The following is a 21,936-nucleotide window of genomic DNA, read 5'->3' as shown; positions in this document are numbered from 1 at the left end:
ACCGCTCCGGGTCCGTGCACCGATTCAGATGTAGGACGGGTCAGTCGTCGTCGCGCGACGAGGAGTTCCCGCCGGCACCCGGCATCGTCTTGTTGATCTGCATCAGGAACTCGACGTTGCTTCGCGTGTCCTTGAGCCGGTTGAGCAGTAGCTCGAGGGCCTGCTGGCCGTCGAGCCCCGACATCACCCGACGGAGCTTCCACACGATGCCGAGCTCCTCCTTGCCCATGAGCAGCTCTTCGCGCCGGGTGCTGGACGCGTCGACGTCGATGGCGGGGAAGATCCGCTTGTCGGCGTACTCCCGGCGCAGCCGGAGCTCCATGTTGCCGGTGCCCTTGAACTCCTCGAAGATCACTTCGTCCATCTTCGAGCCGGTCTCGATCAGGGCAGTCGCGATGATGGTGAGCGATCCCCCGTGCTCGATGTTGCGGGCCGCGCCGAAGAACCGCTTGGGCGGGTACAGGGCGCTCGAGTCCACACCACCGGACAGGATCCGGCCGCTCGCGGGAGCCGCGAGGTTGTACGCACGACCGAGCCTGGTGATCGAGTCGAGCAGCACGACCACGTCGTGGCCCAGCTCGACCAGCCTCTTGGCCCGCTCGATCGCGAGCTCGGCAACGGTCGTGTGGTCGTCGGCCGGCCGGTCGAAGGTGGAGGCGATGACCTCACCCTTGACCGCCCGCTGCATGTCGGTGACCTCCTCGGGCCGCTCGTCGACGAGCACGACCATGAGGTGGGCCTCGGGGTTGTTCTGGGTGATCGCGTTAGCGATCGCCTGCATGATCAGCGTCTTACCGGCCTTGGACGGCGACACGATCAACGCCCGCTGGCCCTTGCCGATCGGAGCGATCAGGTCGATGATCCGGGTCGTCGGGATGTTCGGCTCGGTCTCGAGCCGGAGCCGCTCCTGCGGGTACAGCGGGGTGAGCTTGCCGAAGTCGGGCCGCTGCCTGGACAGCTCCGGGTCGGCACCGTTGACCGTGTCCACACGGACCAGCGGGTTGAACTTCTCCCGGCGTTCACCTTCGCGCGGCTGGCGGATGGCGCCGCTCATCGCATCGCCCTTGCGCAGGCCGTACTTCTTGACCATCGCGAGGGAGACGTAGACGTCGTTGGGGCCGGGCAGGAACCCGCTCGTGCGGACGAACGCGTAGTTGTCGAGCACGTCGAGGATGCCGGCCACCGGGATGAGAACGTCGTCCTCGTTGACCTGCGGCTCGCCGTCGTAACGGTCGCTGCGTCCGCCACCACTCCTGCGATCGCGGAAGCGATCACGCGAACGCCTCCGCCGACGCCCGCGACCACCTTCGTCGTCGTCGCCGTCGCGGCTGTCGCGGTTGTCGCGGCCGCCGTCCCGCTGGTTCTGGCTGCTGTGCTCGCGGCTGCCCCGGCCGCCGTCACGGTTGTTGTCACGGCCACCGTCACGGCCGTCACGGCCGCCCCGGCCGCCGTCGCGGCCCGAGCCGCGAGACTCGCGCCCACCGTCGCGCCCGGACTCAGACGAGTTGTCGCCCCGGCCTTCGGTGCCGTCCTTGGCCGCGGCCTCTTCGCCCCGGTCGGCGGCACGGTCGCCGTCGGTGTCGGCCTGCTGGCCGTTCTGCTTGTCCTGCTTGTCCGCCCGGCGACCGCGGGACCGGGTGGCGTCGCCACCCTCCGACTGGCCGTCGGCGATGTCGATCTGGGTCTGCCCTTCGGCAGACTGCGTCCGGCGGTCGCGCTTCGACGCGGGGCGGTCCGCCGAGGCCGAGCCTCCGTCGGTTGCCTGGCCACCAGCCGCCTGCGCCGCCTTGATGGCGTCGATCAGCTGGCTCTTGCGCATCCGGGCGGTACCCGTGATGCCAAGGCCCTGCGCAACCTGCTGGAGTTCTGCGAGCACCATGCCCGCGAGGCCACTCGCACGGCGACGGCGTGTCGGGGTGCCGCCGTCTTCGGTAGCGGATGCATCCCCGGCGTGGGCGTCAGAACCCGGTGCGGTGGTGAGATCAGTGGTTTCGGTCACGTGAGGTCCTTCCCACGCGTGGTGTCGGCCGTTTCGATGGCGTGCCGACTTGTCGTTGCCGGCAAATTGCCGGGTCCTCCCTGTTGGAGTCGTGCCTCATGTGCACGAGTGAACGAGCTCTCGACGAGTCCGGGTCCACCAGTTGTATGCCTGTTGCGCACAAAGAGTGCACAGGCCTCAACGGGGACGCCACAGAAATCTGATGACAGCGAAAGAAACGCTTCCCGGAATCGTGGCGAGATGGCACCAGGGGCCATAACAAGGGCTCCGGCCCGATAGGGAGCCTAACAGAATCTCTCGGGCCTGGCTCCCTCACCCTGCTCAACATCTTCCCACGGTGATGAATTCCCGTCAGTCGGAGGCAAGATCCGGGCGCCGTCGAGGTCGAGAGGGACCTCGTACGCACGGAACCCGGTGGGTGCCGCCTCTGCCAGCCTGTGAGCCGTACCCCACGGGGCAAACGCGAGGACGGACGGTCCGGCGCCTGACACCACGGCTGGGACCCCCCGTGCACGCAGGTCCGCGACGAGCGCCGCCGAGGCTGGCATGGCTGACGCCCGATAGGGCTGGTGGAGCCGGTCCTCGGTCGCCGCGAGCAAGAGGTCGATGTCCACCTCTGCCGGCGCGGCGCGGCCTCCGGCGAGCGCGGGGTGGCCTCCGGCGAGCGCGGCGACGAGAAGTGCCGCCCGGCCGGCGTTCACGGCCGCATCGGCATGGTGCACTAGGTCCGGAAGGGCAGCACGGGCGGTTTCGGTCGCAAGTGGACTGTCCGGGACGAAGACGACCAGTGCCACCGAGACCGGCTCCAACCGGATCGCCCGGGCGCGGGACCCCGCTGGAGTCCATGCGATCGTCAGCCCACCCAGCACGCAGGCGGCCACGTTGTCCGGATGGCCTTCGAGCGCCGAGCCCAGCGCGATCACGGCCGCATCGTCGAGTCCTGTGCCTCCGTCTGACACCAGGGCACGCGCGGCGACGATCCCGGCGACGATGGCGGCCGCGGAGGAACCCATCCCACGGCCGTGCGGGATCCGGTTCGTACACGTGAGGGCGAGGCCCGGCGGCTGGCCGCCCAGTTCGTCCAGCGCCGTCCTGAGCGCCCGGACGACGAGGTTCGTCCCGTCGCGGGGAACCAGGGCGGCGCCCTCACCCACGACCTCGACGGTGAGTCCGGAGGGGGTCGGCCGCACCTGGAGTTCGTCGTACATCCCCAGCGCCAGGCCCAATGCGTCGAAGCCGGGGCCGAGGTTCGCGCTCGTCGCCGGCACCCGGACGCGTACCGGGTCCGCACGAAAGCGCACGCCACCCACCGCGGTCAGTCCAGATCGAGCGCGCGGGCCGCGGCGTCGGGTTCGGGCGGTACGACGATCGCGCCGACGTCACCGGCCACCTCGAGCGGGGTGGCGACATCCTTCAGTCCGTGCCCGGTGACGGTGATCACCACGGTCTGCCCCCGGTCGAGTTCGCCCGCTTCTGCCACCCGGAGCAGGCCCGCGACGCCCACTGCCGACGCGGGTTCGACGAACACCCCGTCACGAGCGGCGAGCCCGGCCTGTGCGGCGAGGATCGCCTCGTCCGGTACGGCGTCGATCCGCCCGCCGGACTCGTCCCGCGCCGCCACGGCGTCTCCCCACCGTGCGGGGTTGCCGACCCGGATCGCGGTGGCGACGGTCTCGGGATGCTCCACCGGCGCTCCGCTCACGATCGGGGCCGCGCCCGCCGCCTGGAAGCCCCACATCCGGGGAAGACGCTGCGCCCGTCCGGCTTTGGCGTACTCCTGATAACCCGCCCAGTAGGCGGTGATGTTGCCGGCGTTGCCCACCGGTAGCACGTGGATGTCGGGCGCGTCGCCGAGGACGTCGACGATCTCGAAGGCCGCCGTCTTCTGACCGGCCAGCCGGTAGCCGTCGGGGTTGGCGGAGTTGACGAGGACCGCGGAGTACTGCTCGCACAGGCCACGCGCGAGCTTCAGGCAGTCGTCGAAGTTGCCCTTGACCTGGACCAGGCGCGCCCGGTGCACGATCGCCTGCGCGAGCTTGCCCTGCGCGATGCGTCCCTCCGGGACGAGGACGACCGGCACCAGCCCCGCACGTACGGCATAGGCCGCGGCGGAGGCGCTGGTGTTGCCGGTCGAGGCACAGATGACCACCTTGACGCCGGCATCAGCGGCACGGGACACGGCCATCGTCATGCCACGGTCCTTGAACGAACCGGTCGGGTTGTCCCCTTCGACCTTGACCCACACCTCGCAGCCGGTTGCCTCAGAGAGCCAGGCGGACGCCACCAGCGGGGTCCCGCCCTCGCCGAGGGTCACGACCGGCATCGTGGGGCTGACGGGCAGCCATGCGCGGTACTCCTCGATGACACCCCGCCACAGCCGCGACACTTCCGCCATCAGGCTCTCTCCTCAGCCGTACAGTCGGCCGTCCAGGCGACTCCGGGGCGGCCGCCTGTCCTGCAAATGACCACGCTAGGCATGCTCGCAGAACCCGGGCGAGGCATCGACACCTGGTAGGGGCACACCCGCATGGGCAGCGTGGTCATTGTCCCTGGCGCCCGGCTCAGTCGTCGCCGCGCCCACGCCACCTACTCCTCGCCGAGGCCCTCGACGCGCATCACGCTGAGGACCTCGCGGACGACGCCGAGTTTCACCAGTTCATCGACGGTAGCGGCAAGCGCCCGGTCGGGCGCCTGGTGGGTCACCACGACGAGCTGCGCATCCGCGCCGCGGCCTTCCTGGCGTACGGTCTGGATCGAGACGCCCTGCTGGGCGAACGCGTCGGCGACGGCCGCCAGCACGCCCGCCTTGTCATCGACGTCGAGCGAGATGTGGTAGCGGGTCGGGGTCTCCCCCATCGGTCTCACGGCCAGCTGGGCGTAGGTCGACTCGCCCACCCCGGTGACCCCCTGCACGCGGTGGCGCGCGACGGCGACGAGATCGCCGAGGACGGCACTGGCCGTCGGCGCGCCACCCGCACCCGACCCGTAGAACATCAGCTGCCCGGCGGCCGCGCTCTCGACGAAGACCGCGTTGTACGCCTCACGGACGCTGGCGAGCGGATGCGCCCGCGGGATCATCGCCGGGTGGACGCGGACGCCCAACTGTTCCCCGCCCGGTGCCAGCTCCGCGATCGCCAGGAGCTTGACCACGCAGTCCATGGCCCGCGCGCTGGCAACGTCGGTGGCGGTCACCTCGGCGATGCCCTCCCGGTGGACGTCGGATGCGGTGACCCTCGTGTGGAACGCCAGACCGGCGAGGATCGCTGCCTTCGCCGCCGCGTCGAACCCCTCGACGTCGGCCGTCGGGTCGGCTTCGGCGTAGCCGAGGGCCTGGGCGTCCTCGAGCGCCTCCGCGAACCCGGCACCCTCGGCGTCCATCCGGTCGAGGATGTAGTTGGTGGTGCCGTTGACGATGCCGAGCACGCGTGTGACGCGGTCGCCGGCCAACGACTCCCGCAGCGGCCGGATCAGCGGGATCGCCGCGCCGACGGCGGCCTCGTAGTAGAGGTCGGCACCGTACTTCTGCGCGACGGAGAACAGCGAGGACCCGTCCTCGGCGAGCAGCGCCTTGTTGGCGGTGACGACGGAGGCACCGTGCTCCAGGGCGCCGAGGATGAGGGAGCGGGCGGGCTCGATGCCGCCGATCACCTCGACGACGAGATCGATGTCGGTACGCCTGACCAGCGCGGCCGCGTCCGTCGTGAACAGGCTCGGGTCCACCGGCACGTCACGCCGCCGCCCCGCCCGGCGGACCGCGATGCCGGCCAGTTCGAGCGGCGCGCCGACCCTGGCGGCGAGATCGTCCTGGTGCTCGGTCAGCAGCCGGACCACCTGGGTACCGACCACACCGCAGCCCAGGAGGGCCACCTTGAGGGGCTCACCTCGCCCGACGCCGTTCATCCGATCCGCAACCCTTCGCCCGTCTGCGCGTCTCGACCCGCCCGGTCAGGTGTCGGTGGCATTCGTCCGTCACCGCCCACCATGACCACCCAAGTCTGGGTACCGCCGCAGATTCTTGCCTCCGGCGTCCGGACTCCGAGACTATGTCTCACCACACGTCGAGTCGCAGGAGATCGTCCTCCGTCTCACGGCGTACGACAAGACGGGCGTCGCCCCCGCGGACGGCGACCACCGGCGGGCGCGGGACGTGGTTGTAGGTGCTGGCCAGCGACCGGCAGTAGGCCCCCGTCGCCGGCACCGCCAGCAGGTCACCAGGGTGGACGTCGCCGGGCAGGAACTCGTCCTTGACGATGATGTCGCCGGCCTCGCAGTGCTTGCCGACGACCCGGCTGAGCACGGGCGGAGCGACCGAGCGCCGGGATGCCAGCGTGCAGGAGTAGTCGGCGTCGTAGAGCGCCGAACGGATGTTGTCGCTCATGCCGCCGTCGACCGCGATGTAGGTACGCGAGGCCTTCGCGTCGAGCTCGACCACCTTCACCGTGCCCACCTCGTACAGCGTGAAGACGGCCGGACCGACGATCGCCCGTCCGGGTTCGATCGACAGCTGCGGCCGGGTGGTGATCCCCGACGCCCGGCATTCGTGCTCGACGATCGCGCCCAGCTCCGCCGCCAGCTGTGCCGGCGGCTCCGGGTCGTCCTGGGTGGTGTAGGCGATGCCGAAGCCGCCGCCCAGGCAGAGTTCGGCGAGCTCGACGCCATGGCGTTCGCGGACCTGCGCGTGCAGACCGACGACCCGGCGGGCAGCCACCTCGAAGCCCGAGGTGTCGAAGATCTGCGAGCCGATGTGCGAGTGCAGGCCGGCAAGCTCCAGGGCAGGCTCGGCAAGGACCCGCTCCACGGCGTGGGCGGCGTCGCCCCCGGCGAGTGAGAAGCCGAACTTCTGGTCCTCGTGGGCGGTCGCGATGTACTCGTGGGTGTGTGCCTCGACACCCACCTTGACCCTCACCAGGACGGACGCACGGACGCCGCGGTCGGTGGCGAGCTTGGCGAGCCGGTCGATCTCGTCGTAGGAATCGACCACGATCCGGCCGACGCCCTCGTCGAGTGCGCGGGCCAGCTCCGACAGCGACTTGTTGTTCCCGTGCATCTTGATGCGTTCGGGAGGGAAGCCGGCGCGAAGCGCCGCGGCCAGCTCACCGCCGGTGCAGACGTCGAGCCGCAGCCCTTCCTCGGCGACCCAGCGCACGATCGCCGCACAGAGGAACGCCTTGGCGGCGTAGTAGACGTGCCAGCCGGAGAACCCGTCGCGGAACTCCCGGCAGCGGGCGCGGAAGTCGTCCTCGTCGATGACGTAGGCAGGCGTGCCGAACTCGCGGGCCAGCTCGGTGACGGCGACGCCCGCGACATCGAGGACGCCGGCGGAGGTCTTGGTCACGTTGCGGGGCCACAGGCCGGCGACGAGGCCGTCGGGGTCTTCGGGCGGACGCAGCCAGGCGGGGCCGCGGTGCCCGACCCCGGCATGGAGGGCACCGGCTTCATGCGCTCTACTCACGCCACCATCCTGGCGCGCCCGTCCTGGAAGCCGCAGCGGGGGTGGCGCCTCGGGCATTCGCACTGGCGCGCCCGTCCTGGAAGCCGGCAGCGGGGTGACGGCTCGGGGTACGTGGCCTGGTCAGCCAGGCGAACGACCACCAGCCAGGTGTCGACGCCTCGCAGGGGGATCACAGGCATGCTCAGCGTGGTCATTCTCGCCCGGCTGCACTGGCGCTGCCGCGGCCGAGACCCCAGGCGGCGGCCCGACGATCAGGAGCCGGACGGCCGCCGACGGCGGAGCAGTGCGGCGTTCTTCTCCAGGGGTACCTCTTCGGCGGTGAAGTCCGGGCAGGTCCGCAGCCACTCCGCGAGGACCTCCTGCTCGTCCGTACGGATCATGTCGTCGAGCACGACCACGCCGTCCGGGTGCAGGTGGTCGGCGAGCAGCGGAAGCGCCGGCAGTCGGGCATGCTCACCCAGGATGCCGGGCGGACCGTCGACGAAGAGCAGATCGACGTCCTTCAGGTCTTTCCACGCATCGCGGGCGTACCACTGGAATTCCGCCTCGCCCACGCGGACGGGCTCCAGTGGGGCGTAGCGGACGTCCACCAGGCCGCCGAGCCCGTGCCCGTCCAGCCGGTCGCGCAGGTTGTCGACGAACTGCTGCTGGTGCTCGAGCGCGATCACCCGTCCCGGGATCTCGAACCGCCGCAGCACCATGGCGAACCACAGCGTCGAGGTGCCGCTGCCGCATTCGACGATGAGCGACGGCCGCGCGCGCTCGACGAGGTCGGTGAGAAGGAGCAGCAGGTCAGGTGATGACGCCCAGCCGCGGGTCGGCGGCATCGGCCGGTCGACGCCCGCGACCGCGTAGATGTTCTGGAGCGCTTCGAGCTGGCGATAGGTGAGCAACAGGTCGACCGCGACACCGCGGCGGGTCCGGGTGATCACGTCGCTGGCGGTGTCCTTCAGGACCTTGGACAGGACTGTGCGACTGACAGTCGCGTCGGCAACCGCGTCCAGCCGCTGCCTCGTGGCGGCGACGTCCTTGGTGGTCGTGACCTGGGCCTTCGCCAGGCGGTCGAGCCGGCGCAGGAGGGCGCGGTTCTGAAGCTGCAGGTGGAGTAGGCCGCCGAGGACCGGTCCGAACGCAAGGAGTACGGCGACGACCGGGGTCCCGGGCCGCGTGATGCTCGCGAATCCCGCCACCAGGACCACCCAGCTGCCCATCCCGAGCATCAGCCAGCCCACCGCCCGCAGAGGACCGTGGGACCTGACCTGTCGAAGTGTCACGTTCACGTCAACCGTCCAACCTCCGGCGGAGGTTCTTCCGCAGCTGCCAGTAGCGCACCGTCGCCGAGCCAAGCTTGGAGTCGCGGAGCCGGGCGTACCGGGTCTCCAGCGTCCTGTGTCGGCGTTCGAGGTCGCGATGCCGCTCTTCGGCCGCGATCCGCAGGCGTCGCTCGTCGGCGAGCTCCTTCGCCAACGTACGCAGGTGATGAAGCAGGGCCTTCTCGCTGTCCTCGCGGTCCCTCTTCGCCCGGTGGAGGGCGGATGACGCGGGCCTGCCCGCCCGCCCGGCCTGAGGCATCGCCAGCAAGGTCTGGGCCGCGGCCGTCAGCCGGCCCGCGATGTCAGCCCTCGTCTCCGCTGCGTTCGGCCGGCCTGCCCCACCGGCCGGGCGAAGGACGGCACAGGGGTGACCGTCGAGGGTGGCAACGCCAAGCCACGCGAGCCCCGTGAGCGCACCCGTGGCATCCGATCCGCCGGCGGAGGGCTCCAGGAGAATCACGACCCGGCCGCCTGGACGGACGTGCTCGCTGGCCCAGGCCGCGGCGAGGTCGCGGCGCACGGGCCCGAGCGCAGGGCCGTCGATGACCACGGTGTCGAAGCAGGTTCCGGCAAGCGCCTCCGCGTCGTGGAGGTCCCCGTCGCGCGAGACGCGCGCCCGGGTGAACGGCAGCATCAGGCTGGCCGATGCCGCCCGCGGTTCAGCCGTGATCACGAGCAGCGTGCGACGTGCCCAGTCCGCGTCGCCCATGTCGAGGAGCTCGACCGAGGCCGGGGAGCGATCCTTCGGGGCCAGTGTGATGTCAGCCACGCTCAACCTCCCGCGACTGGACGGAATGAGTGGCCGTGCGACCGGTGGGATGGTCTCCAGGGCCGCGGCCTTCTCAGACCGCACAGTCTTGCCATTAGTGAACACGCGCCATTGTGAACAGTCTCGCCTCGCCGAACGGTAGCTAAGCAGCTTACGGATATCTGGTCCGCGGACACGCCGACGAATTGGTAGCGTACGACCGCAAGCCCCGGACACACTCGGTCACCGCGCCTTCTTTGCACCCGCCCATTCGCGGCAGCACGTCGGCAGACATTCGAAGAATTGACCGAGAAACAAACCGGGGGGAAACACGTGGTGAACCACATGTCGCCGACAAGAGACGCCGACGCTTCCAGCGCGGCCACGCGACGCCCATGGCAACTGCCCATGGGCGAGCGTTCCGTCACCGAAGCGCTGGTCGATCAGTGGATTCCCGAACTCGGTGGGCGGCGCGACTCCGACGAGTCCGATTCGGCGTCCGGCTCCGCGACCGAATCCGCTACCGAATCCGCTACTGGGCCTCGCGGTGACGAGCCGGTCGGCGCCGGTCCCTACGCTGACGGCGTCAGCGTCGTCATCTCCTACCGCAGTGGCGACGATCTGGCCGGCTGTCTCGACTCGATCAGGTCGCAGACACTCTCGGTAGATTCCTTCGAGGTCATTGTCGTCGTCGAAGGCGCTCCAGGCGAACTCGACCGCGTACTCTCCGAATCGGCCGAGCAGCCAATGACCCTGAGGGCCGTCGAGCTCTCCGGGATCGGAGTCTTCTGCCACCGCGATATCGGCGTGGCGGCGGCGCGACGACCGTTCATCGCCTTCGTCGACGCCCGCGACCGGATCTCCCCCGGTTATCTCGAGTCTCTGCTCAAGCACGCCGACGACGAGACGATCCTGCTGGCCCCCGTGGTCCCAGTCGCGGGCGGCGACCCGCCGACCGTTGCCGAGGCGCTCATGTCCAGCGCGGGCACGCTGGTCCCAGCGGCCTTAGCCAAGCAGGTCGAACGCGATGCGACACCGAGATCTGCCCATGACGTCGTCTTCTTCATGGCCATGTTGGCGGACCACCGTTGCGGTCTCCGGGAGACGCTGGTGGCCGACGGCGAGGCCACCTACCATCGGGCCGCCGGCTCCGCCGCCGAACCTTCCGACCCACCTGACTTCGAATCCGACGTCGTCGTACGCCTGGAGGTCATCGCCCAGCTCGACGCGCTCTCCCACGACTGCGACCCCGCGACCCTCGACCTGCTGTGCCGGCAGGTCGACGCGCAGGTCGACGTGCTCAACGCGTACCTGCGGCAGAATCCGGCGGCTCACCCACGCGTCGTCCAACTGCTCGACGAGTACGAACTCGAGAACTTCCCGTACGAACGTCTCAACGCCGGGATGGCACGGGCCCTCGCCGTCGCCTACTGCTTCGCGCCGTACAACGACTCCAGCGCCGTGGTCATGGCCAAGCGGGTGCGCGACCGCGCCGACATCGTCGACGTCGTGTTCAACAGCATGGACAAGAACCGTGAGCGGGACCCGAGCCTGCGCCGGATCTGCGGACCGTACGTCGAGAACGAGCTCGCCATCGACAGCCCGACCTATTTCTCCAACTGGGCCGCCATCGAGGCGTTCTGCGCCGAGGGCCTCGCCAGGATCAGCGCGCTGGAACGCGCCAAAGGCACCTATGACCGGCTCTACAGCAGGGTGATGTGGCCGGCCTCGCACTTTCTCGCCGCTGCGTACAAGCTCAGGAATCCGACGGTTGCCTGGACCGCGGAGTTCTCCGATCCGGCGGCGCGCGATGTCGCCGGCGCCGAACGACGGGCACCCATCTCGCCGGGACCCCTCCTCGACATGGTGCAGTCAGAACTCAAGCGCAAAGACATTCCGTTGCTGGGATCGCGGAACTGCCTGGACTGGTGTGAGTACCTCGCCTACGCGTGTGCGGACTCGATCGTCTTCACCAACGAGAACCAGCGCGACTACATGCTGAGCTACTGCCCGATCGCCGAGGTCGCGGACATGGCCCGGGAGAAGTCCGTGATCTCGCCGCATCCGACGCTGGCCCCCGCGTTCTACTCGATGGTCCAGCACCCTTACGTACTTGATCAGTCGGTCGTCAACCTCGCGTACTTCGGCAACTTCTACGCCACCCGGGGTTTGGGAGACGTGCTCCAGGCACTTGCCCGGCTCGAACCCGACGTCCGCGCCCGCCTTCGACTGCACGTCTTCACCAGCAAGCCCGCGGACCTGCAAGGTCATGTTGACGACCTACAGATCGGCGACATCGTACGCAGCAACGGCTACGTACGGTTCCTCGCGTTCCTGAACCTCGCGACGAAGTTCGACTGCCTGATTGTCAACGACGCCTTGACGGCGGACAGCCATGAGCGCAATCCGTATCTCCCGTCGAAGTGGAGCGACTACACCGGGACCGGCCGGCCGGTATGGGGTCTGGTCGAGGCTGGTAGCCCGCTGAGCACCAGGCCGCTCACCTTCGCCTCACCCGTGGGCGATGTGGACGCCGCCGCCGGTGTGCTCCACGAACTCGCCTGCCGCCGGGGCAGTCCTCTCAGCTAGTGTCCTGCGCCCACATCACGCCTGACTCGCGACGCCCCTCGCCTGACCGGCGCCATCTGGGAGACAGGACCCAGCAGAATCTCGCGGAACCGCGGTTCGACGACTGTCCAGTCCAGGTGCGCGACCACGTGGTCGCGTGCGGCCTGTCCGGCCCTGTCTCTGGCGCCGTGGTCGGCGTACGCGAGGATCCGGGTCGCGGCCTCGACGGGCGTCTCGACCACCCATTCCACCGGGTAGATCCCGCGCGCGCCACCTGCGGATGCATACATCGGCCAGTCCCGGATGACCGGCACCGCTGCCGAGGCGGCGCCCTCGGTCGTACCCACCGGAAACCCCTCCCGCCGGCTGGCACTCAGGATGAACCCGGCGTCGCGCAACGCCTCGGGGAGATCGTCGGTGTAGGGGACGCGGTCCAGGGCGTCGCGGACGTCGCCGTCCTCGGCGCGGGCCCGGAACCGGTCCCGGTAGCGCAGTGCGCTGCGGTGCTGTCGATCGGAGAAGTCGTGGCCGATGAGCCGCAGTCGCCAGCTCGGGTCGTGGCCACGCAGTTGGGCGAGCACTTCCAGCGCCCACAGGGGGTCCTTGACCTGTTGCGCCCACCCGACCATGGCCACCGTGCGTTCGGCGCCCGGGCGCTTGGGAAGGCCGAAGCGCCGCAACCGCATCTCGTTGGGGATCACGTGGATGCGTCCCGCGGCGGCGACGCCGGGGACGGCGCGCTCGACCAGGTGGCGGACGTGCTGGGCGACGAAGACCACGTCGGACACCCGCGACCAGTCGATCAGGTGTGGCTGGGGCGAGATCGCCTCCAGGCTGTGCAGCCGGACCACGAGCCGGACGTGGGAAGGTGCGTGGAGGGCGACCCACTGCGCGGCGTTGTCACACCAGTCGACGAAGATCGTGTCCGGCCAGGCCAGGAGCTCTGCGTCTCGTTGCTCGAGCGGAGGAGGCGGCGCGCCGCGCGCGTCGTTCAGCCGGTCGGTCACCATCGTGAGGCGCTTCTTCCGCCGGTTCACGCCCGGTTCGCGCAGCGACAGGACCCGCAGGTCGGCATCGTCGTAGCTTGCCAGGGTGCTGATGATCCCCTGGGTGAAGTGGGGATAGTCACCGGGTACGACGAGGATCCGGTGCGGACGCCTGCCCTTCGTTCGCCCCAGTGGCGGACGGGGTGAGGGACCACCGCGAAATCGCGCGTCCGCGGCACCGGGACCGTCTGCGTCGGCGAGGGCGCCCGACCGCGCCGCGAGCGCGCGGAACGTCAGCGACTCGTGCAGCGGCGCCAGGAACTCCTCGGGTGCCTCGACCAGCGGCGTGCTCAACGCGTCGGCGTGCAGCTCACGGCTGAACATCGCGTCGGCCACGTCCAGGGCGAACGCGGCGGCGAGCCTCGTTCTGCCCGCACGCAGGTGCTCGTCCGCGTGCCGCACCATCGCGCGTGCCGTCTCGTCCAGCTCGTCGGGGAGATCACCACGGGAGATCCGGACCATGACGAGCTCGAGCCTGATCCGGTCCCTGTCCAACGCGGAGAGCGGGAGGTCCAACGCCGACCGGCCGACTTCCTCGGTGGCATCAAGCGCTTCGTGCCGGCGTAGGGCCTTGGTGATCTCGACTACCTTGGCAACGAAGGGACGGTGGCACAGGTCGCCCGGGTCGGCCGCCACCTTCCGCCACGCGGCGAGAACCGCCGCCTGCGGTGGTTGGTCGGCGGAGCGGGTGTGCAGCAACCGCTGGAGCGGACGGACTCCGATCGCCCGGTCACGCAGTTCTGCGTACGTCCTGTCGCCGACGGCCGCGACGACGGCGTTCGTCCCATGGGTGCCCGCGTGCCGCGCCGCCCGAAGCGCATGCCGGTCGGCGGCGAGGATCACGTCGGCTTTGACAGCCGAACGGCGCAGCCACGGGTCGTACTTCGCCAGTAACCAGGCCCTTCGGGACGGTCCGCCGATGCGGACGCCTGCGCGTACGACCGCATTCCGCAGGACGACCCTTGCCCACGCGGCCGATCCCCGGCGTGGAGCGACACCCGCCCGGCGCCCGGTGAGACTCGTGCGCAACTGCCGGATCTCGGCGACCCGTAGCGCCTCCCGCACATCGTTCGGGATGGCGTGCCTGGGAGTGACCGCGAGGGCCACGCGTACGGTGCATCCGGACGAGGTGAAGTCGCCGGCGATCCGGGCGAGCCCGCCGGCGCTCGAACTGGGGCTGCCGATGACGAGAACGTCGGTCACCTGTCATCCTCCGACCCGGGGCGCTCGGTCAGGACACACCATCCGGCGAACAATAGCGATCAGCTCGGATCATCGGCGCGCGCCGACATACCTTGCGCCATCTGGGGTCTCGACGGTGCGCGGGCGTCACCAGTGCGTCGGCGCGTCGAGGCCGCGCAGGCCCAGCGCGTCCGCAAGCACGATCCGGGTGGCGTCCACGACCAGCAGCCGGGTGCGGTGGCTCGGCGACGGCTCCTCCGGGCCCTTCGGCAGGATCCCGCCCGCGTCCTCGAACCGTTCGACGAGGCGGAGCACCTCGTTGAGGTACCGGTCGAGTGGGCGTTGGGACGTGCGTTCCGGTCGGCCCGCCCGCCCGCTCCGGGCGACCACGGCCGGGAACTCCGCGAGTGCGCACACCAGCGGGCGGATGCGTTCCGTCGTCATCCGGGCGGAGTCGCGGTCGGGATCGAGGTCGATCCCCAACGCCCCGGCCGCGCGGAGAAAACCGCACATGCGCGCGTGGGCGTACCGCACCTCGTCCGCCAGGGCAGGTGACGGGACGTGCCTTGGAACGGTGGCCGGGCCCTCCAGGCCGGGATGATCCTTTCGCCCGTACGCCTGCCCCGCCTTCACGATTTCGCGCACGATGTCTGCCAATGCGCGGGCGTCGACCCGAATGTTGACGAAGCCGTCGCCTGCCACCTCGCACTCGGCAACCCCCTCGACGCCGCGCAACCCGGCCGCGAGCCGCTCGGCAAGCTGCGCAGTGGGGATACCGGTCATAGCGGACCAGCGCCGGGCGGCGGGTGTGGCGAAGTCGCCGTACGTGACGCGGCGCGGTCGCCGGATCCATGCGGCCGGCGTGGCGTCGGGTAACTCGGTCGTTGGCGGGACGACCTCGGCTATCGCCGTACGGATCGCGGCGGCCAGCCGGGCGGGAAACACCGCGCCAGCCTAGTCGGGGCACGAGCCAGGCTCCCTGATAACCTTTCTCCGCCCCGGGCCCCCGTAGCTCAGGGGATAGAGCAACGGCCTCCGGAGCCGTGTGCGCAGGTTCGAATCCTGCCGGGGGCGCTCTCCTGTCGGCTACTCACAACGACCGCTGACCAGCTGAAACACCCTGGGCGTGATCCTCAAGTGTTGGTCGTCGGAGCGTCCGGCCGCCAGGCGGTCCCACTGCGCGACAGGGCGTCCACCCGACTCCGACGCTGGTGGCCAAGCGGGTGAGCCGCCGTCGGTCCGCATGGAGCACTGTTGCGGCCAGTCGGGAGGCGAGTCCTCCCATGATTCCTGGCGTCCGTAGACGGTGGCGTCCATGAGCGCGTAGCTGTAGTCCATTGCCTCGATGCCGCGACGGCTCGTCCAGTAGGTCTCGAACACGCGGTCACCGTCTCGGAGGTAGCACACGAGGTGGAACAGGCCGAGCTCGCGGCCGACGAGCAACTCCTCGAGGGAGGGCTGTGCCGAGTACCACGGCATGTCCCAGCCCATGAAGTCGCGATAGCGGCCGCTCTCGTCGTACGAGACCTGGGCATCGGCCGGGCCGAACGCTGTGTTGCGTCCCTGGCTGAAGACGGCGTAGGTGATGTCACGGGAGTGCAGGTAGGACAGCTCGCCGACCTGGCCGAGGAACAACGTGCAGCCTTCGCACTGCCCGGGCGCGGGCCGGCCGGGCCACCACATGAAGTAGTAGGCGATGAGCTGCCGACGTCCTTCGAACGCGTCGCGCAAGGTCACCCGCCCGTCAGGCCCGATCAGCTCGAGGCTGGCATCTACCTCGACCATCGGCAGCCGTCGGCGGGCAGCCGCGATCGCGTCCCCTTCGCGGGTATGCGCCTTCTCCCGAACCCGTAGCCTGTCCAGTTCGGCCTGAAAGGTTGTCCGGTCGACGGCTGTGGGCAGGCTCTGTGCGTTGCCGGCGCTGGGCATCAGCCCACCCGAGTGTGTTGATTCATCGGTCATGACTGTCTCCTCATGCTGTTCCGGCCACTGTTCTGGCGGCTATGCCCGCAGGGCCGCGAGTCCAGATGTGACGACGTTCCTCCGATGGAGGAGGTCACTGTCGGTGATCTGAGTAGTGCTGCCGGCGGGCGAGCATGACGACGAGCATCCAAGGAACATCAGCTCGTGCCCGGCCATCATCAGCGTGTGGTGGCTGGTCGCGCCAATCCATAGCGGCACCATTGCCAGGAAACCCACGTTCATACCGGCGACCATTTCGCCGATCAGCCGGATGTGGTGGCCCCGCAGGCACATCCAGGCAGCCACCACCACCGTCATGTTGGCGGCCATCAACAGCGCCGAAACCGTTGTACCGTCCAGGGCATGCGGGCGACCTACGGCCGACGCCAGTAGCGACTCCAACCGACCCAAAGCGACCATCCCCACGAGCATGACCGCCACCATCTCCACGTAGTGGCGGGCAAACCGGAGTACCGCCGTGCGCCGGGCTCGCCTCGGGCGCGGACGATCAGTTCTGTCCGTTGGCTGAGCGGCGTGTGTGCTCATGGTGGAGACCTCTCGATCCTTGGCTGGACGGCGCGATTGGGGAGTGCCCTAGGCAAACGACCGGCGGGCGAGGACCGCGAATCGCTGCTGGGCACTCGCAGCCACCCTGACCCAACTGCCCCGGTGGCCCAGGGACGTGCGCGCCCGCGAACGGTGCAGCTCATCAAGGATGAGATCGGCATGACGCTGCTTGGCGAGGTTGTAGATCATGTAGTCGTTCATGGTCGTCCCTTTCATCGATGGGTTTAGCCCACCGACGAACGGGCCACCACGGCATTCGACAATGCCAGCAGAAAATCTCCACGGCTCGATCTCCGCCAGCCAGATCGTCAGGCGACGCGCCGTGGTCTGCGAGATCGTGAACCGTCTGGCCCGCCAGCGTCGTCGTGCACTACGACATCCTGGCCGTGCTGCTCCTCCTCGCCCCGCGTCGGCCGGCTCAACGCGCCATGCGCCACCGATGCCGTTGACCTTCTCGCATGCAAACGCCGTGCAGATGGTCTGTGGGGGCCGAGCGGCTGTGGTGGAAATCCCCGGAGGGCCGGTTCCGGGGCCAGCACGAGGGCGTCGAGTGGGGTCGGTCAATGTGGTCTTGCCGCGGGGAATCCTGCCCGTATGCCGCGTCTACCGCGGCGTGAACGCCCTGACCCGAGGCGGTCATTCCCAAACCGGACGGATCTCCACACAACCCCGATGCGCCCACGGGTGTCCGGCGGCGATAGCGATCGCCTCGTCCAGGTCGGCGCACTCGAGGATCACGATGCCCCCTACCAGGTCCTTCGTTTCCGCGAACGGCCCATCAGAGACCAGGGTCTCGCCGTTGCGGACGCGAATCGTCGTGGCATCGGCAACCGGGCGCAACCGCGCACCGAACCGTTCGGCGCCGCGCCGTTGCAGATCCTCACCCCATGCCCGAAACACCGGATCGGCGTTCAGTTCCTCACAGCTCTGTGAGACCGACTCGTCGTCACAGATCAGCAGCGCATACTTCATCTTGCAGAGTCTGACATGCCCCGCCGCCGCGGCCTGCCTTCACCTGCTGTCACGCCGCACCCATTCACCCTCGACGCGCCGGACGACGCGCGCCCCACGAGGCGTGGGTGCCTCGCGCACCCACCAGAAGCATGACCTACGTGGTCATGTGCGCACTGGCGGCGGGTTGTGGGGGCAGGGTCCGTCGGGTCTCTCCGATGACGAGGGCCAGAACGCCGACGACGGCGGCGATCACGGCCGCGTAGGCGAAACCACCGGCCAGGCCCGCCAGGCCGAGCATCGCTCCGGTGACTGCGGCCGTCAAGAGGGAGCTGACATCGCAGGCGAGGCGCCAACCGATCGCGGCCGCCTCCTTCGTAGCCGCCACGTCGACGATCATCGCGACCGGGACCACCCGGACGGCCGACATCACGAAGCCCATCGCCGTACTCAACAGGAAGTAGCCCAGCAGAGGCAGGTCGACGAGTGCGATGAGCAGGGCAAAGACACTGAGGCAGGCGGAGATGACGACCACGGGCCTGCGTCCGAGCCGATCGGCCAACCGGCCGCTCAGCAGGATCCCGCCCATCTCGGAGACCGACATGCACATCGTCGCCGCCGCCACCTCCTGGACGCTGGCGCCCAGGCTGTGGCCGAGCAGGGGGAGCAGCGTCATGCCGGCCGCGCTCCGCAGGCCGAACCCCAGTCCGGCCGCCGCCAGGGCGGAGCGGGTCCGCCAACCCTGGAAGACCTGCAGACGCGGCAGGCCGAACTCCGGGCGGGCTGCCACGGGCATCGACGGTAAGGCGAACCGCGCCACGAGAGCGGTGGCGACATTGACGACACCGCAGACCGCGAAGCCCCATCGCATGCCGGTGAGCCCGCCCGCGATGCTCGCCACCGCGCCCACGATGAGTGGGCCGATCGTCATCCCGAAGAAGGAGCAGGAATTGAATCGTGCGATCTCACGCCCCTCCCGCCCGGCCGACGCGAGACGCAGAGCGGTGTGGAAGCCCGCGCCCACGATAAAGGCGACCGCGAGTCCCTGCAGGACGCGCGCTCCGGTCATCAGGGTGAGGTTGGGGCTCACCGCCGTCACGAAGGAGCCGACACCGAAGACGAGGTAGCCGCCCACGAGCGCGTGCCGGACGTTGACCCGCGGAACCACTCGACTGCAGAGCAGATCCATGCAGAGAAACGACGCGAACATCGACGAGACGATCAGCGCGGCGAGACTGTCGGACGCTCCCAACGCCTTCGCGTACAGTGCCGTGATCGGCGCCGTCATCGCCATACCAAGACTTCCCGAGGCGATGCTGGCGTAGAACCACCGGGACGAGAAGCCCTTCCGCTTCGCACCTTCCGATGGGCTTTGGTCTTGTCCGGGACCACCGCGAGGAGGGCGGATAACCGCCCTCTCGCGGATGGTCGTTCCCGGTGCGACAGATGAGGCCGGTGGCACAGATGGGCCCGGTGCCACAGACGAGCCAGGTGAGGCTGGGTCAGACACCCCCGTCACGCGTCCAACTGCGACGCGATGGGCGGGACTCGCAGATGCCAGTCGGTCGCCCGCTGGTAGGCGTCGGCCACGCGGAGGACCGTGGCTTCGGCGAACGGCTTGCCCACGATCTGCATCGAGATCGGAAGCCCCGAGGAACTGAAGCCGCACGGAACGGCGACCGCCGGGAGGCCGGTGAGGTTCCACGGGCCGGTGAAGCTCGGCGAGTGGATCATCGACTCGGCCGACATCTCGTCACTGCGCGGAGCCGGCTTCGCCCAGGTCGGCGTCACGATCACGTCGCACGACGAGAACACCTCGGCGACCTTGCGGCAGAAGAGCGTCCTGAATCGCTGTGCCTGCCAATAGTCGGCCGCCGAAAAGAGCGCGCCACGGCCGATCGTGATCCGGGTGTGGCAGCCATAGTCGGTCCACCGGTGGACGAGGTTGTCGCGGTGGTAGGAGTACGCCTCCGCAGCCATCGTCACGCTGTTGGCGACCTTGGCCTGCTTGGCGTACGGGATCTCGGTTTCGGCGACCGCCGCGCCCGCCTCTTTGAGGACGTCGACCGCCGCCAGCACCCCCGCTCGCACCTCGTCGTCGAGGCCGTCCACATCGAAGAAGTAGGGCATGGGCACTCCGATGCGCGTGCCCTCGACGCTCCCGGTCAGTGCTTCTGTGTATGCCGGAACCTCCACCTTCGCGGCGTAGACGTCACCGGGGTCGTAGCCCGCCATCACTTCCAGTAGCAGCGCACAGTCGTAGGCGCTCCGGGCCATCGGACCCACCGAGTCGAGGGTGTAACCCAGGGGAACGACGCCGTTCTTCGGCACTCGACCGAACGTCACCTTCAGGCCCGTGTGGCCGTTCATCGCCGCCGGGAAGCGCACCGATCCACCCGTATCCGTGCCGAGCCCACCCAGAGCCAGGCCGGCGGAGACACCGTTGCCCGTACCCGCACTCGATCCCCCGGGCGTGTGGTCGAGGTTCCAGGAGTTGCGCGGGATCAGGAACCCCTTGTCGGGATCGGGCATGCCGCACGCGAACTCGCTCGTCGTGCTCTTGCCGACGAACACCGCCCCTGCCTCACGCAGCCGCGCCACGACGGGCGCATCGACGTCCTTCCCCCACTCCGGGTCGAGCACCCGGCTGTTCGCGGTCGTCGGCGCGTCCCTGGTGGCGATGATGTCCTTGACCGCCAGGGGGATCCCCTGCAGTGGCCCCGCGTCGACGCCCTCCGCAAACGCCTTGTCCGCCGCGGTCGCGGCCTCCAACGCCGACTCCTCCGTCACGGTGACGTAGGTGCCGAGGGCTTCGTTGAGCTTGCTGGTCTTCTTCAGGATTCCGGTCGTCAGCTCGACCGAGGTCAAAGTACCCGTACGCAACGCTGCGGCGGCATCCTTGATCGTCAGTGGGAGTTCGTGTGACATCGATCCTCCGATCTGGGGTATTGGGCGATCAGGCGTAGGGGGCGGCGGGATCGAACGAGAGCGCCGGATCCTCCATCTCGAGCTCCGGCAGATACAGCTCATCGGCCTGCGCCCTGATGGTGGGGTAGACGCTGACGATCCGCTCGAACTCCTCGTCCGACACGGTGAGGTGGGCGGCCGTCAAGAGTCCCTTGACGACCTCGGTGCTCGTGGTGGAATCCATTCATCCTCCTTGGGTAGATGTGTGCAGATGGCACGACACCAGGTGGGCGTGATCGGCCTCGGTCAGCGCCGGTGGCTGCTCGGAACAGATGTCCATGACGTAGGGACAACGGGTCCGGAAGCGACAGCCGCTCGGCGGATTCAGCGGACTCGGCATCTCTCCGCTGATGACCGGCTCCTCCAGCTTCCGCTTCGTGGGGTCGAGTGAGGGGATCGACGCGAGAAGTGCCTGGCTGTAGGGATGTAGCGGTTCCCTGTACAACGCCTCGGCACTGCAGCTCTCAACGACATGGCCGAGGTACATCACCGCCACCTGGTCACTCATGTACTCCACGACGTTGAGATCGTGGCTGATGAAGACGTACGTGAGGTGGTAGGTCTCCTGCAGGTCCTTGAGCAGGTTGAGGATCTGCGCCTGGATCGACTTGTCGAGGGCAGACACCGCCTCGTCGAGCACAATCAGCCTGGGTTGGAGAGCCAACGCGCGCGCGATGTTGACCCGCTGGCGCTGGCCACCACTGAGCTGGTGTGGGTAGTAGCCCGCGTAGTTGGCGTGCAGGCCTACGTCTTCCAGAACCTTCGAGACACGCGTCCGGATCTCGTCCTTGCCGATGCCCTGCACACGAAGGGGAAAGGCGATCGACTCGCCGATCGAAGCGCGTGGGTTGAGGGCGGAGTACGGATCCTGGAAGACCATCTGCATCTGCTCGACGACCTTGCGTGGGCGCCGTTTCCTGGCCGGAAGCGGTGTGCCGTCGAACCGGATCTGGCCGTCGTCAGCGGCGTAGAGGCCGAGGATGACCCGCGCCAGGGTCGACTTGCCACAGCCCGACTCGCCAACGATGCCGAGGGTCGAGCCTTCCGGCACCACCAGGGACACGCCTTCTACCGCGGAGACCTTCGCCTGGCGCAAGCCGAGCTTGACGCTGAACGCCTTGGCGAGCCGCTCCACCTCGAGCAGGGCGCCTGCATCCGTTCCGATATCTGTCGTTGTCATG

At 69.1% G+C, this 21,936-nt stretch carries 18 protein-coding genes and 1 tRNA gene; 2 read left to right on the top strand and 17 right to left on the bottom strand.

Annotation, left to right across the window (positions count from 1 at the left end; genetic code table 11):
- Positions 1 to 40: 40 nt before the first annotated feature.
- The 7 genes from rho to ABN028_RS08925 all read right to left on the bottom strand — a co-directional run bounded on the left by rho (position 41) and on the right by ABN028_RS08925 (position 9,533).
- Entirely contained in the window at positions 41 to 1,999 is a 1,959-nt protein-coding gene (gene rho, locus ABN028_RS08955; protein WP_349696271.1) for a transcription termination factor Rho, read from the bottom strand.
- 284 nt (positions 2,000 to 2,283) lie between these two features.
- Positions 2,284 to 3,300, bottom strand: a complete 1,017-nt coding sequence (thrB, locus tag ABN028_RS08950; protein ID WP_349696270.1) for a homoserine kinase — start codon at positions 3,298 to 3,300, stop codon at positions 2,284 to 2,286.
- A gap of 14 nt (positions 3,301 to 3,314) precedes the next feature.
- The gene (thrC, locus tag ABN028_RS08945) at positions 3,315 to 4,394 is read right to left on the bottom strand and encodes a threonine synthase (protein ID WP_349326007.1); all 1,080 of its coding nucleotides are present in this window, start codon (positions 4,392 to 4,394) and stop codon (positions 3,315 to 3,317) included.
- A 191-nt stretch (positions 4,395 to 4,585) separates the two neighbouring features.
- Positions 4,586 to 5,899: a homoserine dehydrogenase gene (locus ABN028_RS08940; RefSeq protein ID WP_349326006.1), complete on the bottom strand. Its 1,314-nt coding sequence runs from the start codon at positions 5,897 to 5,899 to the stop codon at positions 4,586 to 4,588.
- A 148-nt stretch (positions 5,900 to 6,047) separates the two neighbouring features.
- Positions 6,048 to 7,451 (bottom strand): diaminopimelate decarboxylase, encoded by a 1,404-nt coding sequence (gene lysA, locus ABN028_RS08935; RefSeq protein WP_349696269.1) that lies wholly within the window; start codon positions 7,449 to 7,451, stop codon positions 6,048 to 6,050.
- Positions 7,452 to 7,702: 251 nt separating this feature from the next.
- Positions 7,703 to 8,731, bottom strand: coding sequence for a class I SAM-dependent methyltransferase (locus tag ABN028_RS08930; protein WP_349696268.1), 1,029 nt, complete (start codon positions 8,729 to 8,731; stop codon positions 7,703 to 7,705).
- Between the two features lies 1 nt (position 8,732).
- Positions 8,733 to 9,533: a hypothetical protein gene (locus ABN028_RS08925; protein WP_349696267.1), complete on the bottom strand. Its 801-nt coding sequence runs from the start codon at positions 9,531 to 9,533 to the stop codon at positions 8,733 to 8,735.
- A gap of 387 nt (positions 9,534 to 9,920) precedes the next feature.
- On the opposite strand from ABN028_RS08925, the gene ABN028_RS08920 reads away from it, so the two are divergent.
- Complete coding sequence (locus ABN028_RS08920; protein WP_349696266.1) at positions 9,921 to 12,101, top strand: glycosyltransferase; 2,181 nt, start codon at positions 9,921 to 9,923, stop codon at positions 12,099 to 12,101.
- Here the strand turns inward: ABN028_RS08920 and ABN028_RS08915 are convergent.
- Positions 12,098 to 14,329, bottom strand: coding sequence for a glycosyltransferase family 4 protein (locus ABN028_RS08915; protein WP_349696265.1), 2,232 nt, complete (start codon positions 14,327 to 14,329; stop codon positions 12,098 to 12,100). The two genes, ABN028_RS08920 and ABN028_RS08915, sit on opposite strands and share 4 nt — an antisense overlap.
- Positions 14,330 to 14,455: 126 nt before the next feature.
- Positions 14,456 to 15,253: a DALR anticodon-binding domain-containing protein gene (locus ABN028_RS08910; RefSeq protein ID WP_349696264.1), complete on the bottom strand. Its 798-nt coding sequence runs from the start codon at positions 15,251 to 15,253 to the stop codon at positions 14,456 to 14,458.
- A 57-nt stretch (positions 15,254 to 15,310) separates the two neighbouring features.
- On the opposite strand from ABN028_RS08910, the gene ABN028_RS08905 reads away from it, so the two are divergent.
- A tRNA-Arg gene (locus ABN028_RS08905) sits at positions 15,311 to 15,382 on the top strand.
- Between the two features lie 12 nt (positions 15,383 to 15,394).
- Here the strand turns inward: ABN028_RS08905 and ABN028_RS08900 are convergent.
- From ABN028_RS08900 to ABN028_RS08865, 8 genes are all read right to left on the bottom strand, one after another.
- Positions 15,395 to 16,270 carry a DUF899 family protein gene (locus ABN028_RS08900; RefSeq protein WP_349696263.1) on the bottom strand — a complete coding sequence of 292 codons (876 nt, stop codon included), beginning with the start codon at positions 16,268 to 16,270 and terminating at the stop codon, positions 15,395 to 15,397.
- 39 nt (positions 16,271 to 16,309) lie between these two features.
- Positions 16,310 to 16,714 carry a hypothetical protein gene (locus ABN028_RS08895; protein ID WP_349696262.1) on the bottom strand — a complete coding sequence of 135 codons (405 nt, stop codon included), beginning with the start codon at positions 16,712 to 16,714 and terminating at the stop codon, positions 16,310 to 16,312.
- A 150-nt stretch (positions 16,715 to 16,864) separates the two neighbouring features.
- A complete protein-coding gene (locus ABN028_RS08890; protein ID WP_349696261.1) occupies positions 16,865 to 17,038 on the bottom strand; it encodes a hypothetical protein in 174 nt (57 codons plus the stop codon).
- A gap of 435 nt (positions 17,039 to 17,473) precedes the next feature.
- Complete coding sequence (locus ABN028_RS08885) at positions 17,474 to 17,809, bottom strand: YciI family protein (protein WP_349325996.1); 336 nt, start codon at positions 17,807 to 17,809, stop codon at positions 17,474 to 17,476.
- Positions 17,810 to 17,945: 136 nt separating this feature from the next.
- On the bottom strand, positions 17,946 to 19,250 hold the full coding sequence (locus ABN028_RS08880) for an MFS transporter (RefSeq protein WP_349696260.1): 1,305 nt from the start codon (positions 19,248 to 19,250) through the stop codon (positions 17,946 to 17,948).
- A gap of 53 nt (positions 19,251 to 19,303) precedes the next feature.
- The gene (locus ABN028_RS08875; protein WP_349696259.1) at positions 19,304 to 20,716 is read right to left on the bottom strand and encodes an amidase; all 1,413 of its coding nucleotides are present in this window, start codon (positions 20,714 to 20,716) and stop codon (positions 19,304 to 19,306) included.
- Positions 20,717 to 20,744: 28 nt separating this feature from the next.
- On the bottom strand, positions 20,745 to 20,939 hold the full coding sequence (locus ABN028_RS08870; protein ID WP_349325993.1) for a hypothetical protein: 195 nt from the start codon (positions 20,937 to 20,939) through the stop codon (positions 20,745 to 20,747).
- Positions 20,940 to 21,935: an ABC transporter ATP-binding protein gene (locus tag ABN028_RS08865; protein ID WP_349325992.1), complete on the bottom strand. Its 996-nt coding sequence runs from the start codon at positions 21,933 to 21,935 to the stop codon at positions 20,940 to 20,942.
- Position 21,936: the final 1 nt, after the last annotated feature.

The sequence above is a fragment of the Actinopolymorpha sp. B17G11 genome, assembly GCF_040196095.1.
Classification (GTDB): domain Bacteria; phylum Actinomycetota; class Actinomycetes; order Propionibacteriales; family Actinopolymorphaceae; genus Thermasporomyces.
Note: the sequence above shows the minus strand (reverse complement) of the source record. Positions and strands in the feature narration are given on the sequence as shown.

Excerpts from the sequence above, each read along its gene's own strand:
- thrC (WP_349326007.1), bottom strand. The coding sequence starts at position 4,394 with ATGGCGGAAGTGTCGCGGCTGTGGCGGGGTGTCATCGAGGAGTACCGC.
- ABN028_RS08940 (WP_349326006.1), bottom strand. The coding sequence starts at position 5,899 with ATGAACGGCGTCGGGCGAGGTGAGCCCCTCAAGGTGGCCCTCCTGGGC.
- ABN028_RS08920 (WP_349696266.1), top strand. The coding sequence starts at position 9,921 with ATGGGCGAGCGTTCCGTCACCGAAGCGCTGGTCGATCAGTGGATTCCC.
- ABN028_RS08900 (WP_349696263.1), bottom strand. The coding sequence starts at position 16,270 with ATGACCGATGAATCAACACACTCGGGTGGGCTGATGCCCAGCGCCGGC.
- ABN028_RS08895 (WP_349696262.1), bottom strand. The coding sequence starts at position 16,714 with ATGGTGGCGGTCATGCTCGTGGGGATGGTCGCTTTGGGTCGGTTGGAG.
- ABN028_RS08890 (WP_349696261.1), bottom strand. The coding sequence starts at position 17,038 with ATGAACGACTACATGATCTACAACCTCGCCAAGCAGCGTCATGCCGAT.
- ABN028_RS08885 (WP_349325996.1), bottom strand. The coding sequence starts at position 17,809 with ATGAAGTATGCGCTGCTGATCTGTGACGACGAGTCGGTCTCACAGAGC.
- ABN028_RS08875 (WP_349696259.1), bottom strand. The coding sequence starts at position 20,716 with ATGTCACACGAACTCCCACTGACGATCAAGGATGCCGCCGCAGCGTTG.
- ABN028_RS08870 (WP_349325993.1), bottom strand. The coding sequence starts at position 20,939 with ATGGATTCCACCACGAGCACCGAGGTCGTCAAGGGACTCTTGACGGCC.
- ABN028_RS08865 (WP_349325992.1), bottom strand. The coding sequence starts at position 21,935 with ATGACAACGACAGATATCGGAACGGATGCAGGCGCCCTGCTCGAGGTG.